Here is an 18,108-nt window from a genome sequence, read left to right on the forward strand (position 1 = left end):
TCGTCTAGTCCAGGCCGAGGAGGAAGTGCGCTGGGAGCGTGATCAGCAGCATCGTCAACGGCATCGCGAGGCCGAGCGCGCGTCCGGACAGCCGCCAGCCTTCTTTGAGCGCGGGCAGGCTGGCGCGCTGGCCGTCGGTGATCAGCACGGTGAACAGCGCGATGTCGGCGAGGATCGCGACGACCGGGTCCTGCGCCTCGATGTCGACGACGCCGAAACCGCCGTTGCCGAGGAGCGCGCCGCCGAGCAAGAACAGCAGCGACGTCGATAGCACGGTGCGCGCGGCGAGCCCGGACAGTGACACGCTCAGCAACAGCAGCAGACCGAAGACGAAGACCAGTTCCATGCGCGACTCCCCCGTGTTGTCCGGCCGTCAGGGTACGGCCCCACTTCGGTGTCCTGCGCGATACTGTCAGCCCCATGGACGTCCTGCTCGTCGACCACCCACTCACGAAGGCCCGGCTGTCGATCATGCGCGACAGCCGCACGGACAACGCGAGCTTCCGGCATGCGCTGCACGAGCTGACGACGATGCTGGTGTACGAGGCGATGCGGGAGGCACCCCTGCGCACCGAACCGATCAGCACGCCGGTGGCCGACACCGAGGCGTACCGGCTCGCGGACCCGCCGCTGCTGGTGCCGGTGCTGCGCGCGGGGCTCGGCATGGCCGACCAGGCGCACCGGCTGGTGCCGGAGGCGTTGATGGGGTTCGTCGGGCTGGCCCGCGACGAGGAGACGTTGCAGCCGACGCCGTACATGCAGTCGCTGCCGCCCGACCTGACCGGACGTCCGGTATTCGTCCTCGACCCGATGCTGGCCACTGGGGGATCGATGGAGTACACGATCCGGCTGCTGGCCGAACGCGGCGCCACCGACGTCACCGCCGTGTGTGCGCTCGCCGCGCCGGAGGGCCTTGACCGGTTGCGAGAGTCCGGGCTGCCGGTGCGTGTGGTGACCGCCGCCGTGGACGACAACCTCAACGACGTGGGGTTCATCCTGCCAGGCCTGGGCGACGCGGGGGATCGGCAGTACGGGGCTCGGTAGCACGCTTGACTTTGACTGCACCGTGACTGCAATTAAATGCATGGCTGTGTTGACGGTTCGAGATGTGCCAGACGACGTCAAGGACTCGCTGGCCCGGGACGCGCGGGAACGCGGGCAATCGCTGCAGGCGTTCTTGCTAAACGTGCTGAAGCGGGAGGCGTCGTTCGGCCGCAAACCGGGAGTTGCTGGCCGAAATCGACCGCGAGTTAGCCGACGACGGCGGTGCCGACGAGGACGCGCCCGACGCGGCTGACCTGATCGCCGAGGCACGCGAGCGGCGGACGTCCATGCTGAGCAGCGACGATTGCGACGAGATGTGATCGTCGTCGACGCCTCGGTGCTGACGAACATGCTGACGTACACCGATCAGCGCGGTCGCAAGGCCCGAGCGGTCCTGAGCAGGGACACCCGTTGGGCGGCGCCTGAACACTGGAAGGCGGAGGTCTTCTCCGCGATTCGCGGCCTCGCACTCGGCGGCAAGATCACCACCGAGCGCGCAACGTGGGCGCTCGATCGGCTACCCCGGTTGGGCATGGACCACGTCTCGCTTGATGATCTACTGCCGCGAATGTGGCGGCTGCGCGAGAGCATTTCCGGCTACGACGCGGCCTACGTCGCACTGGCTGAGCAACGCGGACTCACGCTGGCGACGTCCAATGCCCGACTCGCCCGTGCCGCGACGGCACACTGCCGCGTCGAGCTGGTGGCCTGAGCGGGTTTCGTTAGCGTCACCGCCGCACGCGCGTCACGGCGCCCTCGCCGGTGAGGCGCGACCCCGTCCGCGCGCCGATGAGCACCGCCAACGCCGCACCGGCGAGGCAAACGAACGCCGTGATCAAGAAGATCTCGGTGTACTGGACCAGCAGCGCCTCGTTGACCTGACGGCGGAACTCCGCCTCGGCCCGCGCGGCTTCCCGTTTTGACATGCCGAACGTGATCGGCAGCGGCACCTCGGCCATCAGCGTGTTGAACCGGTGCAGGCCCCACGCCGACAGCGCCGCGACGCCGACCAGCATCCCCGTCATCCGCGCCACGACGACGGTCGCCGACGCGATGCCGTGCTGTGCGGCTGGCACCACCCGCAACACCGCCGACGAGATCGGCGCGATGACGAGCCCAAGGCCGAGCCCGACGATCGCCAGGTCCGTGTCGAGCACCGGCAGCGAGACGACGCCGAGGTCGTGCCGCGCGGCGAGCGGATCGGCTGGCCATGCCGAGAGCAGCCAGAACCCGACCGCCGCGAGCAACATCCCGCCGACGGCGACCCAGCGTTCCCCGAATCGCCCAGCCAACCCCCCGCCGAGCACCGCCCCGATCGGCAACGCGATCAGAAACCGCAACAACAGCTCGATCGCGCCCGCGTCGTCCCGACCCAGCAGCGACTGCGCGAAGAGATCGACGTCGACCAGCGTCACCATCAGCCCGGCACCCGCCGTGGCGCTCACACCTAGCGCGGCGAAGAACGGCCGCAGCCACACCCCAGTGGTGTCGATCAGCGTGGTGTGAGCGCGCTTCTCCCACACCACGAACGCCACCAGTGCGACCGCCGCGCCGGCGAGCAACCACGGCCCGCTCTCCGGCAACACCTGCTTGCCCGGCTCCGGGTTGTAGAGGCCGATCACGACCAGTCCGAGCGCCACCGCGAGCAGCAGCCCGCCAACGACGTCAACGCGACCACGCCCATGCGCACCCTTGCTCGGCAGCGCGAAGTGCACCGCGATCATGGCAGCCACCGCGAGCGGCACGTTCACCCAGAACACGCCGCGCCACCCGGCGATGGCGGCGATCAGCACACCGTACAGCGGGCCGATCACGCTGCCGAGTTCCTGCGCCGCACCAACCCCGCCGAGCACGCTGGCCCTGCGGCGCTGCGCGAACAGGTCGGCGGCCAGCGCCATCGTCACCGGCAACAACGCACCGCTGGCGACTCCCTGCACCACCCTGCCCGCGACCAGCACGTCGACGTCGCTGGCCAGCGCGGTGACGGCGGAGCCAGCCGCGAAGCCGAACAAGCAGGTCTGCAACAGCAGCTTGCGCCCGAACCGGTCGGACGCCTGCCCGAGCAGCGGCATCGCGGCGACGTAGCCGAGCAGATAGCCGGTGACGATCGGCGTGAGCCGTTCCAACCGGTTGATCGGGATGCTCAAGTCGTCGATGATCTGCCGGAACAGCGCGATCACGACGTAGGTGTCGAGCGCCCCAAGCAGAACGGCGAGCCCACCAGCCCCGATCGCGCTGAGCCGCGCGCCTCGGGACAGCGTCGCGTCAGATGTCACCGCGGCGGTTCGACCGTGACCGACTCGTTGACCTGGGACAGCGTGACGGTCACCGTGCCGCCCTCACCGCCGCCACCTGGGAAGGCAGCCTCGGCTTTCACCGGCTGATTGCCGTCATCCTTGCTGACCCACAGGGTGACGTCGACGTCGCTCGACGCGCCAGGCACGAGACCCGCGATGTCGTCCTTGGTGGCGGTACCGGTGATCTTGTAGGTGGCGGTGCCGTTGACGTCTTCCTCGGCGACGGTCGTGGGGTCGGCGAGGTTGCGGATCAGCTTGGCGACGCCCCGCTCGGGATCGAGCACGGCGGAGAAGTCGTAGACCAGCGACGCCTGCGCCGCTGGAATCTCGCGGTAGGTGCCGCCCCCGGTGTCGAGGTAGAGGACGTCGTCGACGAGCACGAAGTTCGCCTCAGCGGCCGACCCGAACGCGGTGATCACCGCGATTCCCTTAGCGGCGACGCCGTTGCCTTCTGTGGTCAGGTCACCGTCGATGCTCTCAACGGCCATACCGGGCACCTCACCACTGATGTCGACGACGAAGTGGGTGCTGGTGATCTCCGCGGCCGATCGCGCGGCCGCGTCGAGCAGGCCTGCCGCGGCGGGCAGGTCCGCTGACTGCCCGGACTCATCGGACGTACAACCCGCCGTGACCAGGACAGCCGCCAACATGGCGGTCACGAATCGAAGCATGTCCGCATCGTACGGGTCTTCGGTGCCGCGCGGCGTCGCAGCCGCGCGGCACCCAGGACTTCATCACATCAGGATCGTCGTGGGCGGAGGAAGTCATCAGCGACCTTCCAATCAGGGCGCCGGAAGAACTCGCGGGTCTCGCGCACGATCAGGCCGGAGAGCACGATCAGTCCCACGAGGTTGGGCAGCGCCATGAGCCCGTTGAGAATGTCCGCGATGGTCCAGACCGTTTTCAGTTCCGTGACGGCCCCGATGAAGATGACGACGACGAAGACGACCCGGTAGGGCGTCACCAGGCCCCGTCCGAAGAGCCGGTCCATACACCGTTCCCCGTAGTAGGCCCAGCCGAGCAGGGTGGAGAACGCGAAGAACACGACGCCGATCGAGACGATCAGCCCGCCCCACTCACCTGGCAGGCCCGAGTCGAACGCCGCCTGGGTCAGCGGTGCGCCGGTCAGCGCCTCACCAGCGGTGTCGAGCTGCGTCCATGCGCCCGTAACCACGATCGTCAGGCCGGTGAAACTGACAACGACAAGGGTGTCGAGGAATGTCTGCGTCATCGACACCAGTGCCTGCCGGACCGGGTGAGTGGTCTGAGCCGCGGCTGCCGCGATGCCGCCGGTGCCGAGACCCGACTCGTTGGAGAAGATCCCCCGTGCCACACCCCAGCGCAGCGCGGCAAGGAAGCCGACACCGACGAAGCCACCAGTCGCCGCCGTACCGGTGAACGCGTCGCTGAAGACGGTGGCCAGCGCGGAGGGGAGCTCAGTGATGTTGAGCAGCAGCACAACCGTCGCGCCGAGCACGTAAATGATCGCCATGAACGGAACGAACGCGGCGGTGAACCGCCCAATGCTCTTGATACCGCCCAGGATGACCGCCGCCGCGGCGAACATAAGGATCAGCCCGCTTAACCAGAACGGGATCCCCCACTCGGTATTGACGGCGTCCGCGACGCTGTTGGCCTGCACCATGTTGCCGATGCCGAACGCCGCGACGGCGCCGAAGACGGCGAACGAGATCCCGAGAACTTTGCCGAAGTTGTTCCTGATTCCCTCGCTGAGGTAGAACATCGGGCCGCCGCTCTGTTCGCCTTTGGCGTCAACCCGGCGGAACTTCACTCCCAGGAAGGCCTCGGAGTACTTGGTGGCCATGCCGACGAGGCCGGTAATCCACATCCAGAACAGCGCACCCGGTCCACCAAGCGCGATAGCGGTTCCCACACCGGCGATGTTGCCGACACCGATGGTCGCCGCCAGCGCGACGGTGAGCGCCTGGTAGTGGCTGATGTCGCCTTCCGCATCCACTTCCTTGCGCTTGATCAGCGCCAGCCAGAAGGCGTGCCCGAACCTGCGGAACTGCAGTCCCCGCAGCACGATCGTCAGATACAGGCCGGTAAGCAACAGCAGCGGGATCAGTAGCCACGGACCCCAGATGAAACTCGATATCTCCCCAAGTGCGGTGTCGAGCCACTCCATCGCCGAGCTCCTCCCCGTGTCGTCGGAGGGTGACAATCGACCAGCACATTAGACCTTTCCTACCGCTGGCGACAGGGCTACTGACGAAGTGTGACCGAATGTCCACATTCGAGGGTGCCGACGGCTGGTACGACCCGCTCGGTCAGAGTTCACCGACGTGGAGAACGCGGACGACGGCACTGCCTGCCTCATCGGACGCCGCCAGGTCCACCTCCGCCGAGATCGCCCAATCGTGGTTACCCTCCGGGTCGCTGAGCACCTGGCGCACCCGCCAGACGTCGGTGTCGGCCTCGATGCGGAACAGCGCGGGGCCGCGTGCGTCCTGGCCGGTGCCGATCTCGTCGTACTCGGCGAAGTAGTCGTCCAGCGCGTCCGCCCAGGCATCGGCGTCCCAGCCGTTATCGCCGTCCAGCTCGCCCAACGTCTCGTAGTCCTCCCGCGCGGCCAGCTCGACGCGGCGGAACAGCTCGTTGCGCACCAGCACGCGGAATGCCCGCTCGTTGCCGGTGACCGGACGCGGCGCGTGCAGTTCGGGCCGGGACGTCGGCACCTCTTCTTCGTCGGGGTGCCGCAGCGCCTCCCATTCGTCGAGCAGGCTGGAGTCCACCTGCCGCACCAGTTCGCCTAGCCACTCGATCAGGTCAAGCAGCGGTTCGGTCTTGGCCTCGTCGGGAACGGTGTGTCGCAGCGAGTCGTAGACGTCAGTCAGGTATCGCAGCACCAGACCCTCCGACCGAGCGATGCGGTAGTAGCCGATGTACTCGACGAAGTTCATCGCGCGCTCGTACATGTCGCGCACGACGGACTTCGGAGACGGCCAGGTGTCGACCACCCATGGGTGCCCTTGCCGGTACGTCTCGAACGCCGCTTCGATCATCTCTTCGAGCGGCTTCGGATAGGTGACGTCCTCAAGCGCCTCCATCCGTTCCTCGTATTCCATGCCCTCGGCTTTCATCGCCGAGACCGCCTCGCCGCGCGCGAGGAACTGCTGCTGCGACAGCACGGGGCGCGGATCGTCCACGGTGGACTCGATGATCGAGACGACGTCGAGCGCATACGACGGCGACTCGGGGTCGAGCAGCTCGATAGCGGCCAGCGCGAACGGTGAGAGCGGCTGGTTCAGAGCGAAGTCGAACTGCAGGTCGACGGTCAGCCGCACCGTCCTGCCGAACTCGTCCGGCTCGGACAGCTCCTCCACCACGCCCGCGGTGCGCAGCGCCCGGTAGATCGCGATGGCGCGCAGGATGTGCTTGCGCTGCCGGTCGCGAGGCTCGTGGTTGTCCTCAAGCAGCCTGCGCATGGCGTCATACGCGTTACCGGGGCGGCCGATGACGTTGAGCAACATCGAGTGACTGACCGCGAAGCTGGACACCAGCGGCTCCGGCGGCGACTCGATGAGCCGCTCGTACGTCGACTCTGTCCAGTTGACGAAGCCCTCCGGGGCCTTCTTGCGCACGATCTTGCGCTTCTTCTTCGGATCGTCGCCCGCCTTGGCCAGCGCCTTCGCGTTCTCCACGACGTGCTCAGGGGCCTGCACGACGACGTAGCCGTCGGTGTCATAGCCGGCGCGGCCCGCACGTCCCGCGATCTGGTGAAACTCGCGCGCCTTGAGGTGCCGCTGCCGGGTGCCGTCAAACTTCGTCAGCGCGGTCAGCACCACGGTGCGGATCGGCACGTTGATGCCAACACCGAGGGTGTCCGTCCCACAGATCACCTTGAGCAGCCCAGCCTGCGCCAGCTGCTCCACAAGACGTCGATACTTCGGCAACATCCCGGCGTGATGGACGCCGATGCCATGACGCACCAACCGCGACAACGTCTTGCCGAAGCCCTTGGTGAACCGGAAGTCACCGATCGCCTCCGCGATCGCGGCCTTCTCCGCCTTGCTGCAGACGTTGATGCTCGTCATCGACTGCGCTCGCTCGACGGCGGCGGCCTGCGCGAAGTGCACGACGTAGATCGGGGCCTGACCGCCGTGCAGTAGTTCCTCGATGGTTTCGTGCAGCGGCGTCATGGCGTATCGATACGTCAGCGGTACCGGGCGCTCCGCCGACGTCACCACCGCCGTCGACCTGCCGGTGCGCCGGGTGAGGTCCTTCTCGAAGAAGGAGACGTCGCCCAGCGTCGCCGACATCAGCACGAACTGCGCGTCCGGCAGCTCAAGCAGCGGCACCTGCCACGCCCAGCCACGATCCGGCTCGGCGTAGAAGTGGAACTCGTCCATGACGACCTGGCCGACGTCCGCTTCCCTGCCCTGCCGCAGCGCGATGTTGGCCAGGATCTCCGCCGTGCAGCAGATGATAGGCGCGTCAGGGTTGACGGCGGAGTCGCCGGTCATCATGCCAACCGACTCGGTGCCGAACACCTCGATCAGCGAAAAGAACTTCTCTGACACCAGCGCCTTGATCGGCGCGGTGTAGTACGAGCGCCTACCGTCCGCCAGCGCGGCGAAATGCGCCCCCATCGCGACAAGGCTCTTGCCGGAGCCAGTCGGCGTCGACAAAATAACGTTCGCGCCGGAGACGATCTCGATGAGCGCTTCCTCCTGCGCGGGGTACAGGTCGAACCCCCGGTCGGTGGCCCAGGTCGAGAAGGCTTCGAACAGGGCATCGGGGTCGTTCTCGCCCGGCAAGGCATCACGCAACGTGGCCGCGGCGGAGGTTCGGGAAGCAGTCATCAGCACTAAGGGTGCCATTCGGGTAGGGCCATTCGAGCGGCACTCCTACCACGATCGGTGCCTATCGCGGACCAGACGCTCACGTTTTGCCGACACCGGCATCGCCCTCCGACCGGGAAACCCGTAGGCTGCGCGTGCGCGTTAACCCAATACGTGTACAGGTCGTATGGCTGTTCAGCGGAGGATGCAGTGGCAACCGACATCATCCCGATCGAACTCGGGCTGCCCCAAGGCGATCTCGTCACCCTGTGGGCACCCCGGTGGCGAGAGGACGGCGAGGAGTGGGAGGCCTTTCTCGGCGACGAGGAGGACCTGTTCGCGTTCCCCGACGCGGCGCACCTCGCGGCCTACGTCCGTACGGCGGACCAGCACGACCTCATCGACCACCCGTCGTGGAACATCGTGCCCGCGCTCAACGTACCCGAGCTGATCCCGGACGACGACCACTCCTACGACCTGGTTGGCGTCCCGGAGCTGGTCGCGGAAGAGCCGGACTCCTGGACCATCGGCGAGCTCGCCGAGATCATCGGCATCGTGCGCTCGTTGGCCGACGTCTGCGAGCTGGACGAGGTGCACGAGGTCCTCGACGCGCACGAAGGCTTCTCGCTGCTGCACCAGGGCAGGCTGCCGTTCACCGGCCGCGAGGGCGCCAAGCTGTGGGACGACCTGACGGCGGCGGTCTCTGACAAGTGGGACACCGTGCTGGACGCCATCGACGACTTGATCACCGTGCCCGAGATCGACAAGGCCACCCTCGACGAGACCGCCGAGGAGCTGGCCGCGTTCCACGAGGAGTCGGCCGAGTCCGAGGCGGGGGTCGACAAGGAAGGCACCCGCGCTGGCGGCGACGACATCGAGGACGAGGAGCCCGCCGGCTTCTGGGGTGAGGTAGGCATCGACCCCATCAAGATCATCACCACCAACGACGAGTACTTCACCCTGCGCTGCTACCTGGACGACGATCCGTACTTCCTTGGCTCGAACGGCAGGATCGACGTCTTCACCTCGGCTCGCGCGTTGGCGCGCCAGCTCGCCGACCCCGGTGAGCTCGGCGACAACGACCTCGCCGAGATGCCAACCTGGCAGGACGTCGTCACGCATGCGACCACCGCCGACCTGGACATCGAGGTCACCGACGTCAACACCTACGTGCTCGCCGGGCTGGACGACGACATCGCGGACGGACCAGAGGCCATCGACCCGAACCAACTCGACCTCGCCGTCGAGTTGCTGACCGACGCGGCCGACTGGGCGGGCGACGACAGTGTCGCCGAGGCGCTCGCCGAGTCGGAGCGGCTTGGCTGGTTGGCGTCGTTCGTGCTCAAGCCGGACCTGAACCGCCTTGAGCCCAGCCCGCCGTTCGACGAAGAGGTCGCGGCGTGGCAGAAGCTGGTCAACGACTTGGAAGACCGGTTCCGGGTCCACTGATCTTCACGGCTTCGGCCCATACCGACCTCACCCTCAGGTGCAGGTTCAGCTTCGCCACCCCTCGTCATTGGGCCGAACGGCTGACCTGGGGATGCGCGACACACCTGGGGGTGCCACAGGCCGCCACTAGACTATGGCTAAGCTCTCACACACTCCTCACCCCAAACCGTGCCGACGAAGGTCAATGCCGTGACTGAAAACTCCATTGCCCCGTCTTTCGACCGCATGCGGAACATGCTCGTGCGTGCGGCCGAAGTCCGGGAGAGCGAACAGCAGCAGGTCTTCGACGCCCTCGATGACATCTACGCGAGGTTGTCGCCCGTCGAGTCGCTCGGCGCCGTGCGCAAGCGCCTCTCCGAGCTGCCAGACCGCACCGAGGTCGGCGTGCTCGCCGAGCGCATCGACGAAACCATGTCCCGCCTGGAAGCCCAGGACAAGGCGATGGCGGCGATCGCGCGGGCCGTCGACGGCATCGTCGACAAGCTCGCCAAGCCGTTCGCCGAGCTCGGCGGACGACTCGACGGCGTCGCTGGCAAGTTCGAAGGCGTCGCGGGCCGCATGGACGGCCTCGAGGACAAGCTGCAGAACATCCACCGCAGGCTCGACGAGCTCGAGATGCACCTCGACAAGCAGGACAGCAGACTGGAAAGCGTCCCAAGCGCGGTGCACGGCCCCGTCCGGGAGCGCGTCGACACCGCCGAAGCCGCGCTGCGCGAGCGCATCGACGCACTCGAGGCCGACGCCAAGCAGCGGGCGACCGAGTCCGAGGCCGCCTACCGCGACCAGCTCGCCTCGGCGCAAGAAACGCTGCGCGAGCAGCTCCGCGATGCCACGACGAAGCTCGACGCGTCCGAGACGCTCAGCTCGATCACCGATAAGGTCGAGATGCTCGGCGTCAGCCTTGAAGAGCTGGAGTCGCGCATCAACAAGGTCGAGGAAGGCATGTCGACGCGCTTCGGCGACCTCGACGGCGTCGTCAAGGCCCGCATCGCCGGTGTCGAGGGCATCCTCGGCGACCGGCCGGACTCCGACGCGGTTAACTCGATCGTGCGCAAGAGCAACGAGGAGTCCGAGCGCCGCATCGGCGGTCAGCTCGATGAGGCGATGGCGACGTTCGCCGAGCTGATGCTCGGTGGTGGTCCGCAGCAGGTGACGCAGCCAACGCCGCCACCGCGCCAGCCGCGTCGCACCCGCAGCAACAACCGGGCCCGCAACGGCACCAAAAAGGAAGACACCGCAGACGTCTCAGGCGACTGACGACGTCCGGCCGGAAACGCCCCGCTGCGCTCGTCGCGGCGGGGTGTTTCATTTATGGTGACGGCGGCGTCCACCCCTGCCCGGCTTCCGGCTCTCGGCATCCGGTCGGCGATGATCTGAAGACATTGTGGTTGCTATGACGACGCAACCGTCTTCAGATCAACGTGGCATGCCGCTCGGGCGAGCCACCACTCACCGCAGGACGTCGAGGACCAGCGGTCCCGGCTCCGGCGCCGTGTCCGCGATGCGGACGCCGCCGGACAGCGCCGCGACGGCGGCGGGGACGGCGTCCGGCGTGTCGGTGTGCAGCTCCGCGAGCGGCTGACCGGCCGCGACCCGCTCACCAAGGCGGGCGAGCAGCCGCACACCCGCCGCGTACTGCACTGGCTCCCCCGGCGCGGAGCGACCGGCACCGAGCCGCCAAGCGGCCATGCCGACGGCGAGCGCGTCCAGCTCCGCCAGCACGCCGTCGCGCTCAGCCTCGACCACGTGCCGGTGCGTGGGCTCCGGCAGCCGCGCGTCCGGGTCGCCGCCCTGCGCGCGGATCATGGCGCACCACGACTCGTACGCCTTCCCTGACGCCAGTACCTTGGCGGGATCGACGTCGCTGATGCCTGCCAGCGCCAGCATCTCCCGCGCCAACACCAGCGTCAGCTCGACGACGTCGGGTGGCCCGCCGCCGCGCAGGACGTCGACCGCCTCGGCGACCTCGACGGCATTGCCCGCCGTCAACCCGAGCGGTCGGGACATGTCGGTCAGCACCGCCGACGTCGCGACGCCGTGCGAGTTCCCGATGCCGATCATGGTGCGGGCCAGCTCGACGGCGTTCTCCCGCGTCTTCATGAACGCGCCGGACCCGACCTTGACGTCGAGCACCAGCGACCGCGGTCCCGCGGCGATCTTTTTGCTCATGATGGAGCTGGCGATCAGCGGGATGGATTCCACCGTTCCGGTGACATCGCGGAGGGCGTAGAGCTTCCGATCGGCCGGAGCCAGAGCAGTGCTCGCAGCCGCGACCACTGCTCCGACATCGGTCAGTTGCTCACACATCTCCGCCGTCGTGAGGTCCGCGCGCCAACCGGGGATGGCCTCCAGTTTGTCGAGTGTGCCGCCGGTGTGCCCGAGCCCGCGCCCGGACAGTTGCGGCACAGCCGCCCCGCACGCGGCGACTAGCGGCGCCAACACCAGCGTTATCTTGTCGCCGACGCCGCCGGTGGAGTGCTTGTCCACCGTGGGCCTTTCGACGTCGAGGTGCAGCGTCTCCCCCGAGTTGATCATCGCGGCGGTCCAGCGGGCGATCTCGTCGCCGTCCATGTCGCGCAGCAAGATCGCCATCGCCAGCGCGGCCATCTGTTCCTCGGCGACGACTCCGCGCGTGTAGGCGTCCACGACCCAGTCGATCTGCGCGTCGGTCAGCCGCCCGCCGTCCCGCTTGGTGCGGATGACGTCGACGGCGGCGAACGGCTCAGCCATGCCCACCCCCAGCCAGCGCAGCGGCCCCCGCGGCGAAAGCGTCTTTCAGTGCGGTCATGGCAAGTCCTCCGGGCCGAAGGCGTCCGGCAGGACGTCGGACATCGGCAACACGCCGCGCGGGGTGTCTACAAGGCACGCCGAGCCGCCCAGTTCGTACAGGATCTGGCGGCACCGGCCACACGGCATCAGCAGCTCGCCATCGCCGGCGCGGCACGCCACCGCGACGAGACGTCCGCCGCCGGTCAACCGGAGCTGCCCGGCCATCGTGCACTCGGCGCACAGCCCGACGCCATACGACGCGTTCTCGACGTTGCATCCGGTGACGACCCTGCCGTCGTCAACCAGCGCCGCAGCGCCAACCCGCAGCCCGGAGTACGGGCAGTACGCGCTCGCCGCCGCCGTCACAGCCGCCTCCCGCAGCGCGGGCCAATCCACAGTGTCCGGCGCGGTCATCCTGCGCCCACCTCCAGCGCGCTCAAGACTTGATGTAGGGCTGGCCGTTGAACGCTGGCGGCCGGATCCGCCCGACGAGACCGGCCACCGCGAAGATCGTCAGCAGGTACGGCGCCATCAGCATGAACTCGCTCGGAATCGGCGAGCCGATGATGCCGAGCACGCTCTGCAGGTTGTTGGCGAAGCCGAACAGCAGCGCGGCGAAGACCGCGCCGATCGGTGTCCAACGGCCCATGATCATCGCGGCGAGCGCGATGAACCCCGCACCTGCCGTCATCTCCTGACTGAACAGGCCCACCGCACCCAGCGTGAAATACGATCCGCCGAGCCCCGCCAACGCGCCACCGAGCAACACGTTGCGGAACCGCACCGAGTTCACCTGAATGCCTGCCGTGTCGGCCGCTTCCGGGTGTTCGCCGACGGCCCGCACCCGCAGCCCCCACCGCGTGCGGAACAGTGCGATATGAGCCAGCACCACCACGACGTACATGATGTAGACGATGACGGTCTGGTGGAACAGCACCGGCCCGATCACCGGAATCTCACTCAGCAGCGGGATCTCCAACCGAGGGAACCGGCCCGGCGAGTTCCAGGTGTCCTTCATCGGGCTGAGCAGTCTGCTGTGGAGGAAGTTCGTCACGCCGATCACCAGCACGTTCAGCACGACGCCGACGATGATCTGGTTGACGAAATAGCGCACCGTGAAGACCGCGAGCACCCACGCCACCGCGAGCCCGGCGATCGGTGCGGCGATCAGCCCCACCCACAGGTTCCCGACCAGCGACGCGGCGACACCGGACAGGAACGCGCCAAAGAGAAGCTGTCCCTCGATGGCGATGTTGATGACCCCGGTGCGTTCACCCATCATCCCGCACAACGCACCGAAGATCAGCGGCACGGACAACGCGAGCGTGCCCTGCAACGCCGAGGTCAGTGAGATCTCCGATCCGGCGACGGCCCAGGTCAAAAACGCCAGCACGAACGCGACACCGAAGGTGATCGACAGCCACAGCGGCACCGTGCGGCTCAGATACGTCTGCCACGCCGCGTACGCCGCGATGCCGAGGCACACGAGAGCGAGCAGGACCGCGGCCAGCTTCGACGGCACCGAGATCGGCGCGAGCTGGATGACGTCGTCGCGCAGCGAGAGGCCGAACGTGCTCTCCCGCCCGCCGTCCGGCAGGAGACCGAAGACGACGAAGGCGAGCAGTCCAAAGACGCCGAACATGATCGGAGTGCGCCAGTGCCGCGTGAGCGCGACGGCGGGCTGGGCGTCGGTACTCTCCTCCGGGCGGGTGGTAACAGCAGCCGCAGTCCTCATGCCGTCTTCCCCCCAACCTCGGGCGCCATCGGCGACGCTGCCCGCACCTTGAGGCGGAACACCGCCCGCACCAGCGGTGGCGCGGCGATGAACAGCACGATCAACGACTGCACCACCAGCACGATGTCGATCGGGGTGCCGGTCTGCGCCTGCATCGTCACCGCACCGGCACGCAACGCGCCGAACAGCAGGCTCGCCGCGACCGTGCCGATCGGACTCGACCGCCCGAGCAACGCGACGGTGATCGCGTCGAAGCCCAGCTCGCCGGCGATGCTGGTGGACAGGTAGCTCTCGGTGCCGAGCACCTGCGACGCGCCAGCGATCCCGGCGAGGCCACCGCCGATGAACATCACGGCCGTGTACGACCGCGCCACCGAGATGCCCGCGGTCGTCGCGGCGTGTGGGTTGTGGCCGACCGCCTTGAACCGGAATCCCATGGTGCTACGCGACAGCAGCCACCAGCTGTACCCGGCGGCGAGCAGCGCCACGAACAACCCGAGGTGCAGCCGGGAGCCCTCGAAAAAGCTCGGCAGCGCGGCCGAATCCGCGACGAACGGGCTGATCGGTGCCGCCTGGCCCTCGCGGCGGAACAGCTGCGTCGTAAGCAGGTACGCCAGCAGCAACGCCGCGATGTGGTTGAGCATGATCGTGACGATCACCTCATGCGCGCCGGTCTTCGCCTTGATGAAACCGGCGATGCCGCCCCAGATCGCCCCGCCGAGGAATCCCGCGAGCACCGCGAATCCGAGGTGGATGACGGGAGGCAGGTCCATCCCGAAGCCGACGAATCCCGCCAGCGTCGCGCCGATGATGATCTGGCCCTGCGCGCCGATGTTCAGCAGTCCGGCACGGAACGCCAGCGCCACGGCGAGACCGGCGGCGATCAGCGGCGTCGCATACGTCAGCGTGTCCGCCAGCGGAATCAGTGCGTCACCAACCGAGGCGGCATCGAAGTCGACGACGGCGCCGGCGAACATCGCGGCGTAGGCGCTACTCGCGGATTCCCAGATGGCGAGCAGCGTGTCGGTCGGCCGGGAAAAGAAGTACGCCGCCGTCGCCTGCACGTCGGGATCGGAGACCACGATGAGCACCGCGCCGATCAGCATGGCCAGCAGAATCGACAGCAATGTCAACGCCGTACCGCCGGTGGTCAGCTCCCGGAAGAACCGCTGGCCGACGGTCAGTTCGTTACTTGAGTTCTCGCTCATTCCTCACCGTCCTCGGCCACGCTCTCGACCAGCGTGTGGTGCCGTCGCGCCCGTTCGGCGGCATCGTCCGCGGAAACCCCGGCCATCATCAGGCCGAGGGTGTCGCGGTCGGTGTCGCCTGGCACGATGCCGACGACGGTGCCGCGATACATCACCAGCACCCGGTCGGCGAGCGCGCTGACCTCGTCCAGCTCGGTCGACACGATCAGCACGGCCGTCCCCTTGTCGCGCTCGGCGACCAGACGTCGATGCACGAACTCGATCGACCCGACGTCGAGGCCTCGGGTCGGCTGCGCGGCGATCAGCACCCGCAACGGCCGGGACAGCTCCCGCGCGATGACGACTTTCTGCTGGTTGCCGCCAGACAACGTCTTGGCGAGCGTGGCGCCGCTGCCCGCCCTGATATCGAACTCCGCGATGCGCTCCTCGGCGCTGCGCCGGACGACGGCGGGCTTGAGCATCGGGCCGGACGCGAACGGCGGCTCGTCGTGCCGGTCTAGGATCAGGTTCTCCGCGACCGTGAAGTCACCGACGAGGCCGTCCGCCCTGCGGTCCTCCGGCACGAATCCGACCCCGGCGCGCAGCACCGACCGCACGGACTTGCCGAGCAGCTCGACGTCGCCAAGCCGCACGGAGCCGGTCGCCCGCTGTTGTAGCCCCATGATGGCCTCGGTCAGCTCGGTTTGCCCGTTGCCTTGCACCCCGGCGACAGCCAGGATCTCGCCAGCCCTGACGTCGAACGAGACATCGTTCACGACGACGTAGTCGCGCTCGTCCACCACCGTCAGGCCACGGACGTCAACGACGACGTCCCCGACGTCTGGCGGTTCCTTGTCGACGGCGAGGGTGACCGCGCGGCCAACCATCATCGAGGCTAGCTCGCTCTCGCTGGCCGAGACGTCCGCTTCACCGACGACTTTGCCGAGCCGGATCACCGTGATCCGGTCGGCGATCGCACGGACCTCGCGCAGCTTGTGAGTGATGAACACGATCGAGGTGCCGTTGGCTTTGAGCTGGCGCATGATCTCGATCAGCTCGTCGGTCTCCTGCGGCGTCAGCACGGCGGTGGGCTCGTCGAGGATCAGCACGCGCGCATCCCGGACCAGCGCCTTGATGATCTCCACCCGCTGCTGCACGCCAACCGGCAGGTTTTCCACCACCGCGTCCGGGTCCACGTGGAAGCCGTAGCGCTCGGAGATCTCGCGCACCTGCTCGCGCGCGGCGTCGATGTCGAGGAAGCCCGGCCCGTACGTCTGTTCCGCGCCGAGCATCACGTTCTCCGCGACGGTGAACACCGGCACGAGCATGAAGTGCTGGTGCACCATGCCGATACCAGCCGCCATCGCGTCGGCGGGGTTATTGCAGGTCACCGGCTCGCCGTCGACGAGGATCTCGCCCTCGTCCGGCTGGAGTAGGCCATAGATCACGTTCATCAACGTGCTCTTGCCAGCGCCGTTCTCGCCGAGCAGGCAGTGGATCTCACCCTGCTCGACGGTCAGGTCGATGCGGTCGTTGGCGACGAGCGAGCCGAACCGCTTGGTGATCCCCCTCAGTTGCAGCTTCACAGTCTCACGCTTTCATGATGCCGCCGAGATGGGCGCCGGCTGGGTACAGCCTGCGCCCATCTCGGCTCAGTGGGGTGCGCCTGATCTAGAAGGCGGCGTCGGACGTGACCTTCAGCTCACCAGAGATGATCTGCTGCCGCAGCTCATCTACTTCCTTCTTGAGCTCCTCATCGATCTTGTCCTCCAACGCGTGGTACGGCGCGATCGAGACGCCCTCGTTCTCCAGCGTGCCGACGAACGGTTCGTTACTGAAGTTGCCCTCGGCGGTCGCGGTCACCGTCTCCTCCACCGCGACGTCCATGCCCTTGACCACGCTGGTCAGCAGCAAGTCGCGGTACTCCGTCAGCGTCTTGTAGCCGTCGGTGTCGACCCAGACGAGCGAGACGTCGCCAGCGTCCTTGGCCGCGACCGCGGCGGACTCGCCGATCGGACCGGCGACCGGCATGATCACGTCGGCGCCGCGCGAGATCAGGTTCTCGGAGAGCTGCTTGGCCACCGTCGAGTTGCTGAAGTCACCAACGAACTGGCCGTCCTGCGACTTCTTGTCCCAGCCAAGCACCGCGACGTCGGCGCCCTTGACCTCGTTGTAGTGCTGCACGCCGTCGTAGAAGCCGTCCATGAAGATCGTCACCGTCGGGATCTTCATGCCACCCCAGGTCGCGACCTTGCCTGTCTCCGACTGCCCCGCGGCAAGGTAGCCCGCGAGGAAGGCGGCCTCGTGGGTGTTGAAGACAAGGGACTTGACGTTGTCGATGGAGATCGGCTCGAACGTGTCCGGGTCGGTGTAGAGGAAGTCGACGATCGCGTACTTCTGGTCGGGGTTGGCCTCGGCGGAGGCCTTGGTCGCGTCCGCCAGATTGAAGCCAACCGTGACGATCAGCCCACAGTCATCCCTGACCATGTTCTTCAGGTTGGGCTCGTAGTCGCTCGCCGACTTCGGCTCGACGTACTTCGGCTCGGCGATGACACCCGCCTCGTACGCGTTGAGAAGGCCGTTCCACGACGTCTCGTTGAACGACTTGTCGTCGACACCACCCTCGTCGGTGACCATGCAGGCCAGAAAGTCGCTCTCCGACTGCTCGGCACCCGGCTCGTTCGCCGGTGGCGGCTCGCCGCACGCCGTGACGGCTACCGCGATGGCACCGATGGCGGCCATCGCGCGCACGCGCTGAATTCTCCGTGTTGGACGCCGTGTCTGACGCACAGTGTCACTCCCTCCCCGCCCCGATCCGGTGA

The 18,108-nt window shown here is 67.6% G+C and carries 16 protein-coding genes and 1 pseudogene; 6 read left to right on the plus strand and 11 right to left on the minus strand.

Annotated features, from left to right (window positions below; all coding sequences use genetic code 11):
- Positions 1-4: 4 nt before the first annotated feature.
- On the minus strand, positions 5-346 hold the full coding sequence (locus tag ACFQGD_RS29225; protein ID WP_345404385.1) for a hypothetical protein: 342 nt from the start codon (positions 344-346) through the stop codon (positions 5-7).
- 74 nt (positions 347-420) lie between these two features.
- Between ACFQGD_RS29225 and upp the strand changes: the two genes are divergently transcribed.
- The 4 genes and pseudogenes from upp (at position 421) to ACFQGD_RS29245 (ending at position 1,756) form a co-directional block, all read left to right on the plus strand.
- Positions 421-1,044: a uracil phosphoribosyltransferase gene (gene upp, locus ACFQGD_RS29230; RefSeq protein WP_345404382.1), complete on the plus strand. Its 624-nt coding sequence runs from the start codon at positions 421-423 to the stop codon at positions 1,042-1,044.
- A gap of 40 nt (positions 1,045-1,084) precedes the next feature.
- Positions 1,085-1,189: pseudogene (locus ACFQGD_RS29235) on the plus strand (FitA-like ribbon-helix-helix domain-containing protein); the annotation flags it as partial.
- Between the two features lie 37 nt (positions 1,190-1,226).
- Entirely contained in the window at positions 1,227-1,364 is a 138-nt protein-coding gene (locus ACFQGD_RS29240) for a hypothetical protein (protein ID WP_345404379.1), read from the plus strand.
- Positions 1,349-1,756 carry a type II toxin-antitoxin system VapC family toxin gene (locus ACFQGD_RS29245; protein WP_345404376.1) on the plus strand — a complete coding sequence of 136 codons (408 nt, stop codon included), beginning with the start codon at positions 1,349-1,351 and terminating at the stop codon, positions 1,754-1,756. Before ACFQGD_RS29240 ends, ACFQGD_RS29245 begins: the two co-directional genes overlap by 16 nt.
- A 16-nt stretch (positions 1,757-1,772) precedes the next feature.
- Here the strand turns inward: ACFQGD_RS29245 and ACFQGD_RS29250 are convergent, their stop codons facing one another.
- The 4 genes from ACFQGD_RS29250 to ACFQGD_RS29265 all read right to left on the minus strand — a co-directional run bounded on the left by ACFQGD_RS29250 (position 1,773) and on the right by ACFQGD_RS29265 (position 8,167).
- On the minus strand, positions 1,773-3,320 hold the full coding sequence (locus ACFQGD_RS29250; RefSeq protein WP_345404373.1) for an MFS transporter: 1,548 nt from the start codon (positions 3,318-3,320) through the stop codon (positions 1,773-1,775).
- On the minus strand, positions 3,317-4,012 hold the full coding sequence (locus ACFQGD_RS29255) for an LppX_LprAFG lipoprotein (RefSeq protein WP_345404370.1): 696 nt from the start codon (positions 4,010-4,012) through the stop codon (positions 3,317-3,319). The genes ACFQGD_RS29250 and ACFQGD_RS29255 overlap by 4 nt, the downstream gene beginning before the upstream one ends.
- A 68-nt stretch (positions 4,013-4,080) precedes the next feature.
- A complete protein-coding gene (locus tag ACFQGD_RS29260; protein WP_345404368.1) occupies positions 4,081-5,490 on the minus strand; it encodes an alanine/glycine:cation symporter family protein in 1,410 nt (469 codons plus the stop codon).
- Between the two features lie 142 nt (positions 5,491-5,632).
- Entirely contained in the window at positions 5,633-8,167 is a 2,535-nt protein-coding gene (locus tag ACFQGD_RS29265; RefSeq protein ID WP_345404365.1) for a DEAD/DEAH box helicase, read from the minus strand.
- A 189-nt stretch (positions 8,168-8,356) separates the two neighbouring features.
- Here ACFQGD_RS29265 and ACFQGD_RS29270 point away from each other — a divergent pair, with 189 nt between their 5' ends.
- Positions 8,357-9,595 carry a primosomal protein gene (locus tag ACFQGD_RS29270; protein ID WP_345404362.1) on the plus strand — a complete coding sequence of 413 codons (1,239 nt, stop codon included), beginning with the start codon at positions 8,357-8,359 and terminating at the stop codon, positions 9,593-9,595.
- A gap of 225 nt (positions 9,596-9,820) precedes the next feature.
- On the plus strand, positions 9,821-10,852 hold the full coding sequence (locus tag ACFQGD_RS29275; protein WP_345404427.1) for a PA containing protein: 1,032 nt from the start codon (positions 9,821-9,823) through the stop codon (positions 10,850-10,852).
- Between the two features lie 192 nt (positions 10,853-11,044).
- On the opposite strand, the gene ACFQGD_RS29280 is transcribed toward ACFQGD_RS29275, so the two are convergent.
- The 6 genes from ACFQGD_RS29280 to ACFQGD_RS29305 form a co-directional block, all read right to left on the minus strand.
- The gene (locus tag ACFQGD_RS29280) at positions 11,045-12,325 is read right to left on the minus strand and encodes a thymidine phosphorylase (RefSeq protein WP_345404359.1); all 1,281 of its coding nucleotides are present in this window, start codon (positions 12,323-12,325) and stop codon (positions 11,045-11,047) included.
- A 54-nt stretch (positions 12,326-12,379) separates the two neighbouring features.
- Positions 12,380-12,778 carry a cytidine deaminase gene (locus ACFQGD_RS29285; protein ID WP_345404356.1) on the minus strand — a complete coding sequence of 133 codons (399 nt, stop codon included), beginning with the start codon at positions 12,776-12,778 and terminating at the stop codon, positions 12,380-12,382.
- 22 nt (positions 12,779-12,800) lie between these two features.
- Positions 12,801-14,099 carry an ABC transporter permease gene (locus ACFQGD_RS29290; protein WP_345404353.1) on the minus strand — a complete coding sequence of 433 codons (1,299 nt, stop codon included), beginning with the start codon at positions 14,097-14,099 and terminating at the stop codon, positions 12,801-12,803.
- The gene (locus ACFQGD_RS29295; protein WP_345404350.1) at positions 14,096-15,307 is read right to left on the minus strand and encodes an ABC transporter permease; all 1,212 of its coding nucleotides are present in this window, start codon (positions 15,305-15,307) and stop codon (positions 14,096-14,098) included. Before ACFQGD_RS29295 ends, ACFQGD_RS29290 begins: the two co-directional genes overlap by 4 nt.
- Positions 15,304-16,872, minus strand: coding sequence for an ABC transporter ATP-binding protein (locus tag ACFQGD_RS29300; RefSeq protein ID WP_345404347.1), 1,569 nt, complete (start codon positions 16,870-16,872; stop codon positions 15,304-15,306). Before ACFQGD_RS29300 ends, ACFQGD_RS29295 begins: the two co-directional genes overlap by 4 nt.
- 85 nt (positions 16,873-16,957) lie before the next feature.
- Positions 16,958-18,028, minus strand: a complete 1,071-nt coding sequence (locus tag ACFQGD_RS29305) for a BMP family lipoprotein (protein WP_345404424.1) — start codon at positions 18,026-18,028, stop codon at positions 16,958-16,960.
- Positions 18,029-18,108 lie beyond the last annotated feature (80 nt).

The sequence above is a fragment of the Haloechinothrix salitolerans genome (assembly GCF_042662605.1).
In the GTDB taxonomy this organism is placed as follows: Bacteria; Actinomycetota; Actinomycetes; order Mycobacteriales; family Pseudonocardiaceae; genus Haloechinothrix_A; species Haloechinothrix_A salitolerans.

Coding starts and splice junctions, on each gene's coding strand:
- ACFQGD_RS29290 (WP_345404353.1), bottom strand. CDS start 14,099: ATGAGGACTGCGGCTGCTGTTACCACCCGCCCGGAGGAGAGTACCGAC.
- ACFQGD_RS29295 (WP_345404350.1), bottom strand. CDS start 15,307: ATGAGCGAGAACTCAAGTAACGAACTGACCGTCGGCCAGCGGTTCTTC.
- ACFQGD_RS29275 (WP_345404427.1), top strand. CDS start 9,821: ATGCGGAACATGCTCGTGCGTGCGGCCGAAGTCCGGGAGAGCGAACAG.
- ACFQGD_RS29260 (WP_345404368.1), bottom strand. CDS start 5,490: ATGGAGTGGCTCGACACCGCACTTGGGGAGATATCGAGTTTCATCTGG.
- ACFQGD_RS29225 (WP_345404385.1), bottom strand. CDS start 346: ATGGAACTGGTCTTCGTCTTCGGTCTGCTGCTGTTGCTGAGCGTGTCA.
- ACFQGD_RS29280 (WP_345404359.1), bottom strand. CDS start 12,325: ATGGCTGAGCCGTTCGCCGCCGTCGACGTCATCCGCACCAAGCGGGAC.
- ACFQGD_RS29265 (WP_345404365.1), bottom strand. CDS start 8,167: ATGACTGCTTCCCGAACCTCCGCCGCGGCCACGTTGCGTGATGCCTTG.
- upp (WP_345404382.1), top strand. CDS start 421: ATGGACGTCCTGCTCGTCGACCACCCACTCACGAAGGCCCGGCTGTCG.
- ACFQGD_RS29255 (WP_345404370.1), bottom strand. CDS start 4,012: ATGCTTCGATTCGTGACCGCCATGTTGGCGGCTGTCCTGGTCACGGCG.
- ACFQGD_RS29285 (WP_345404356.1), bottom strand. CDS start 12,778: ATGACCGCGCCGGACACTGTGGATTGGCCCGCGCTGCGGGAGGCGGCT.
- ACFQGD_RS29305 (WP_345404424.1), bottom strand. CDS start 18,028: ATGGCCGCCATCGGTGCCATCGCGGTAGCCGTCACGGCGTGCGGCGAG.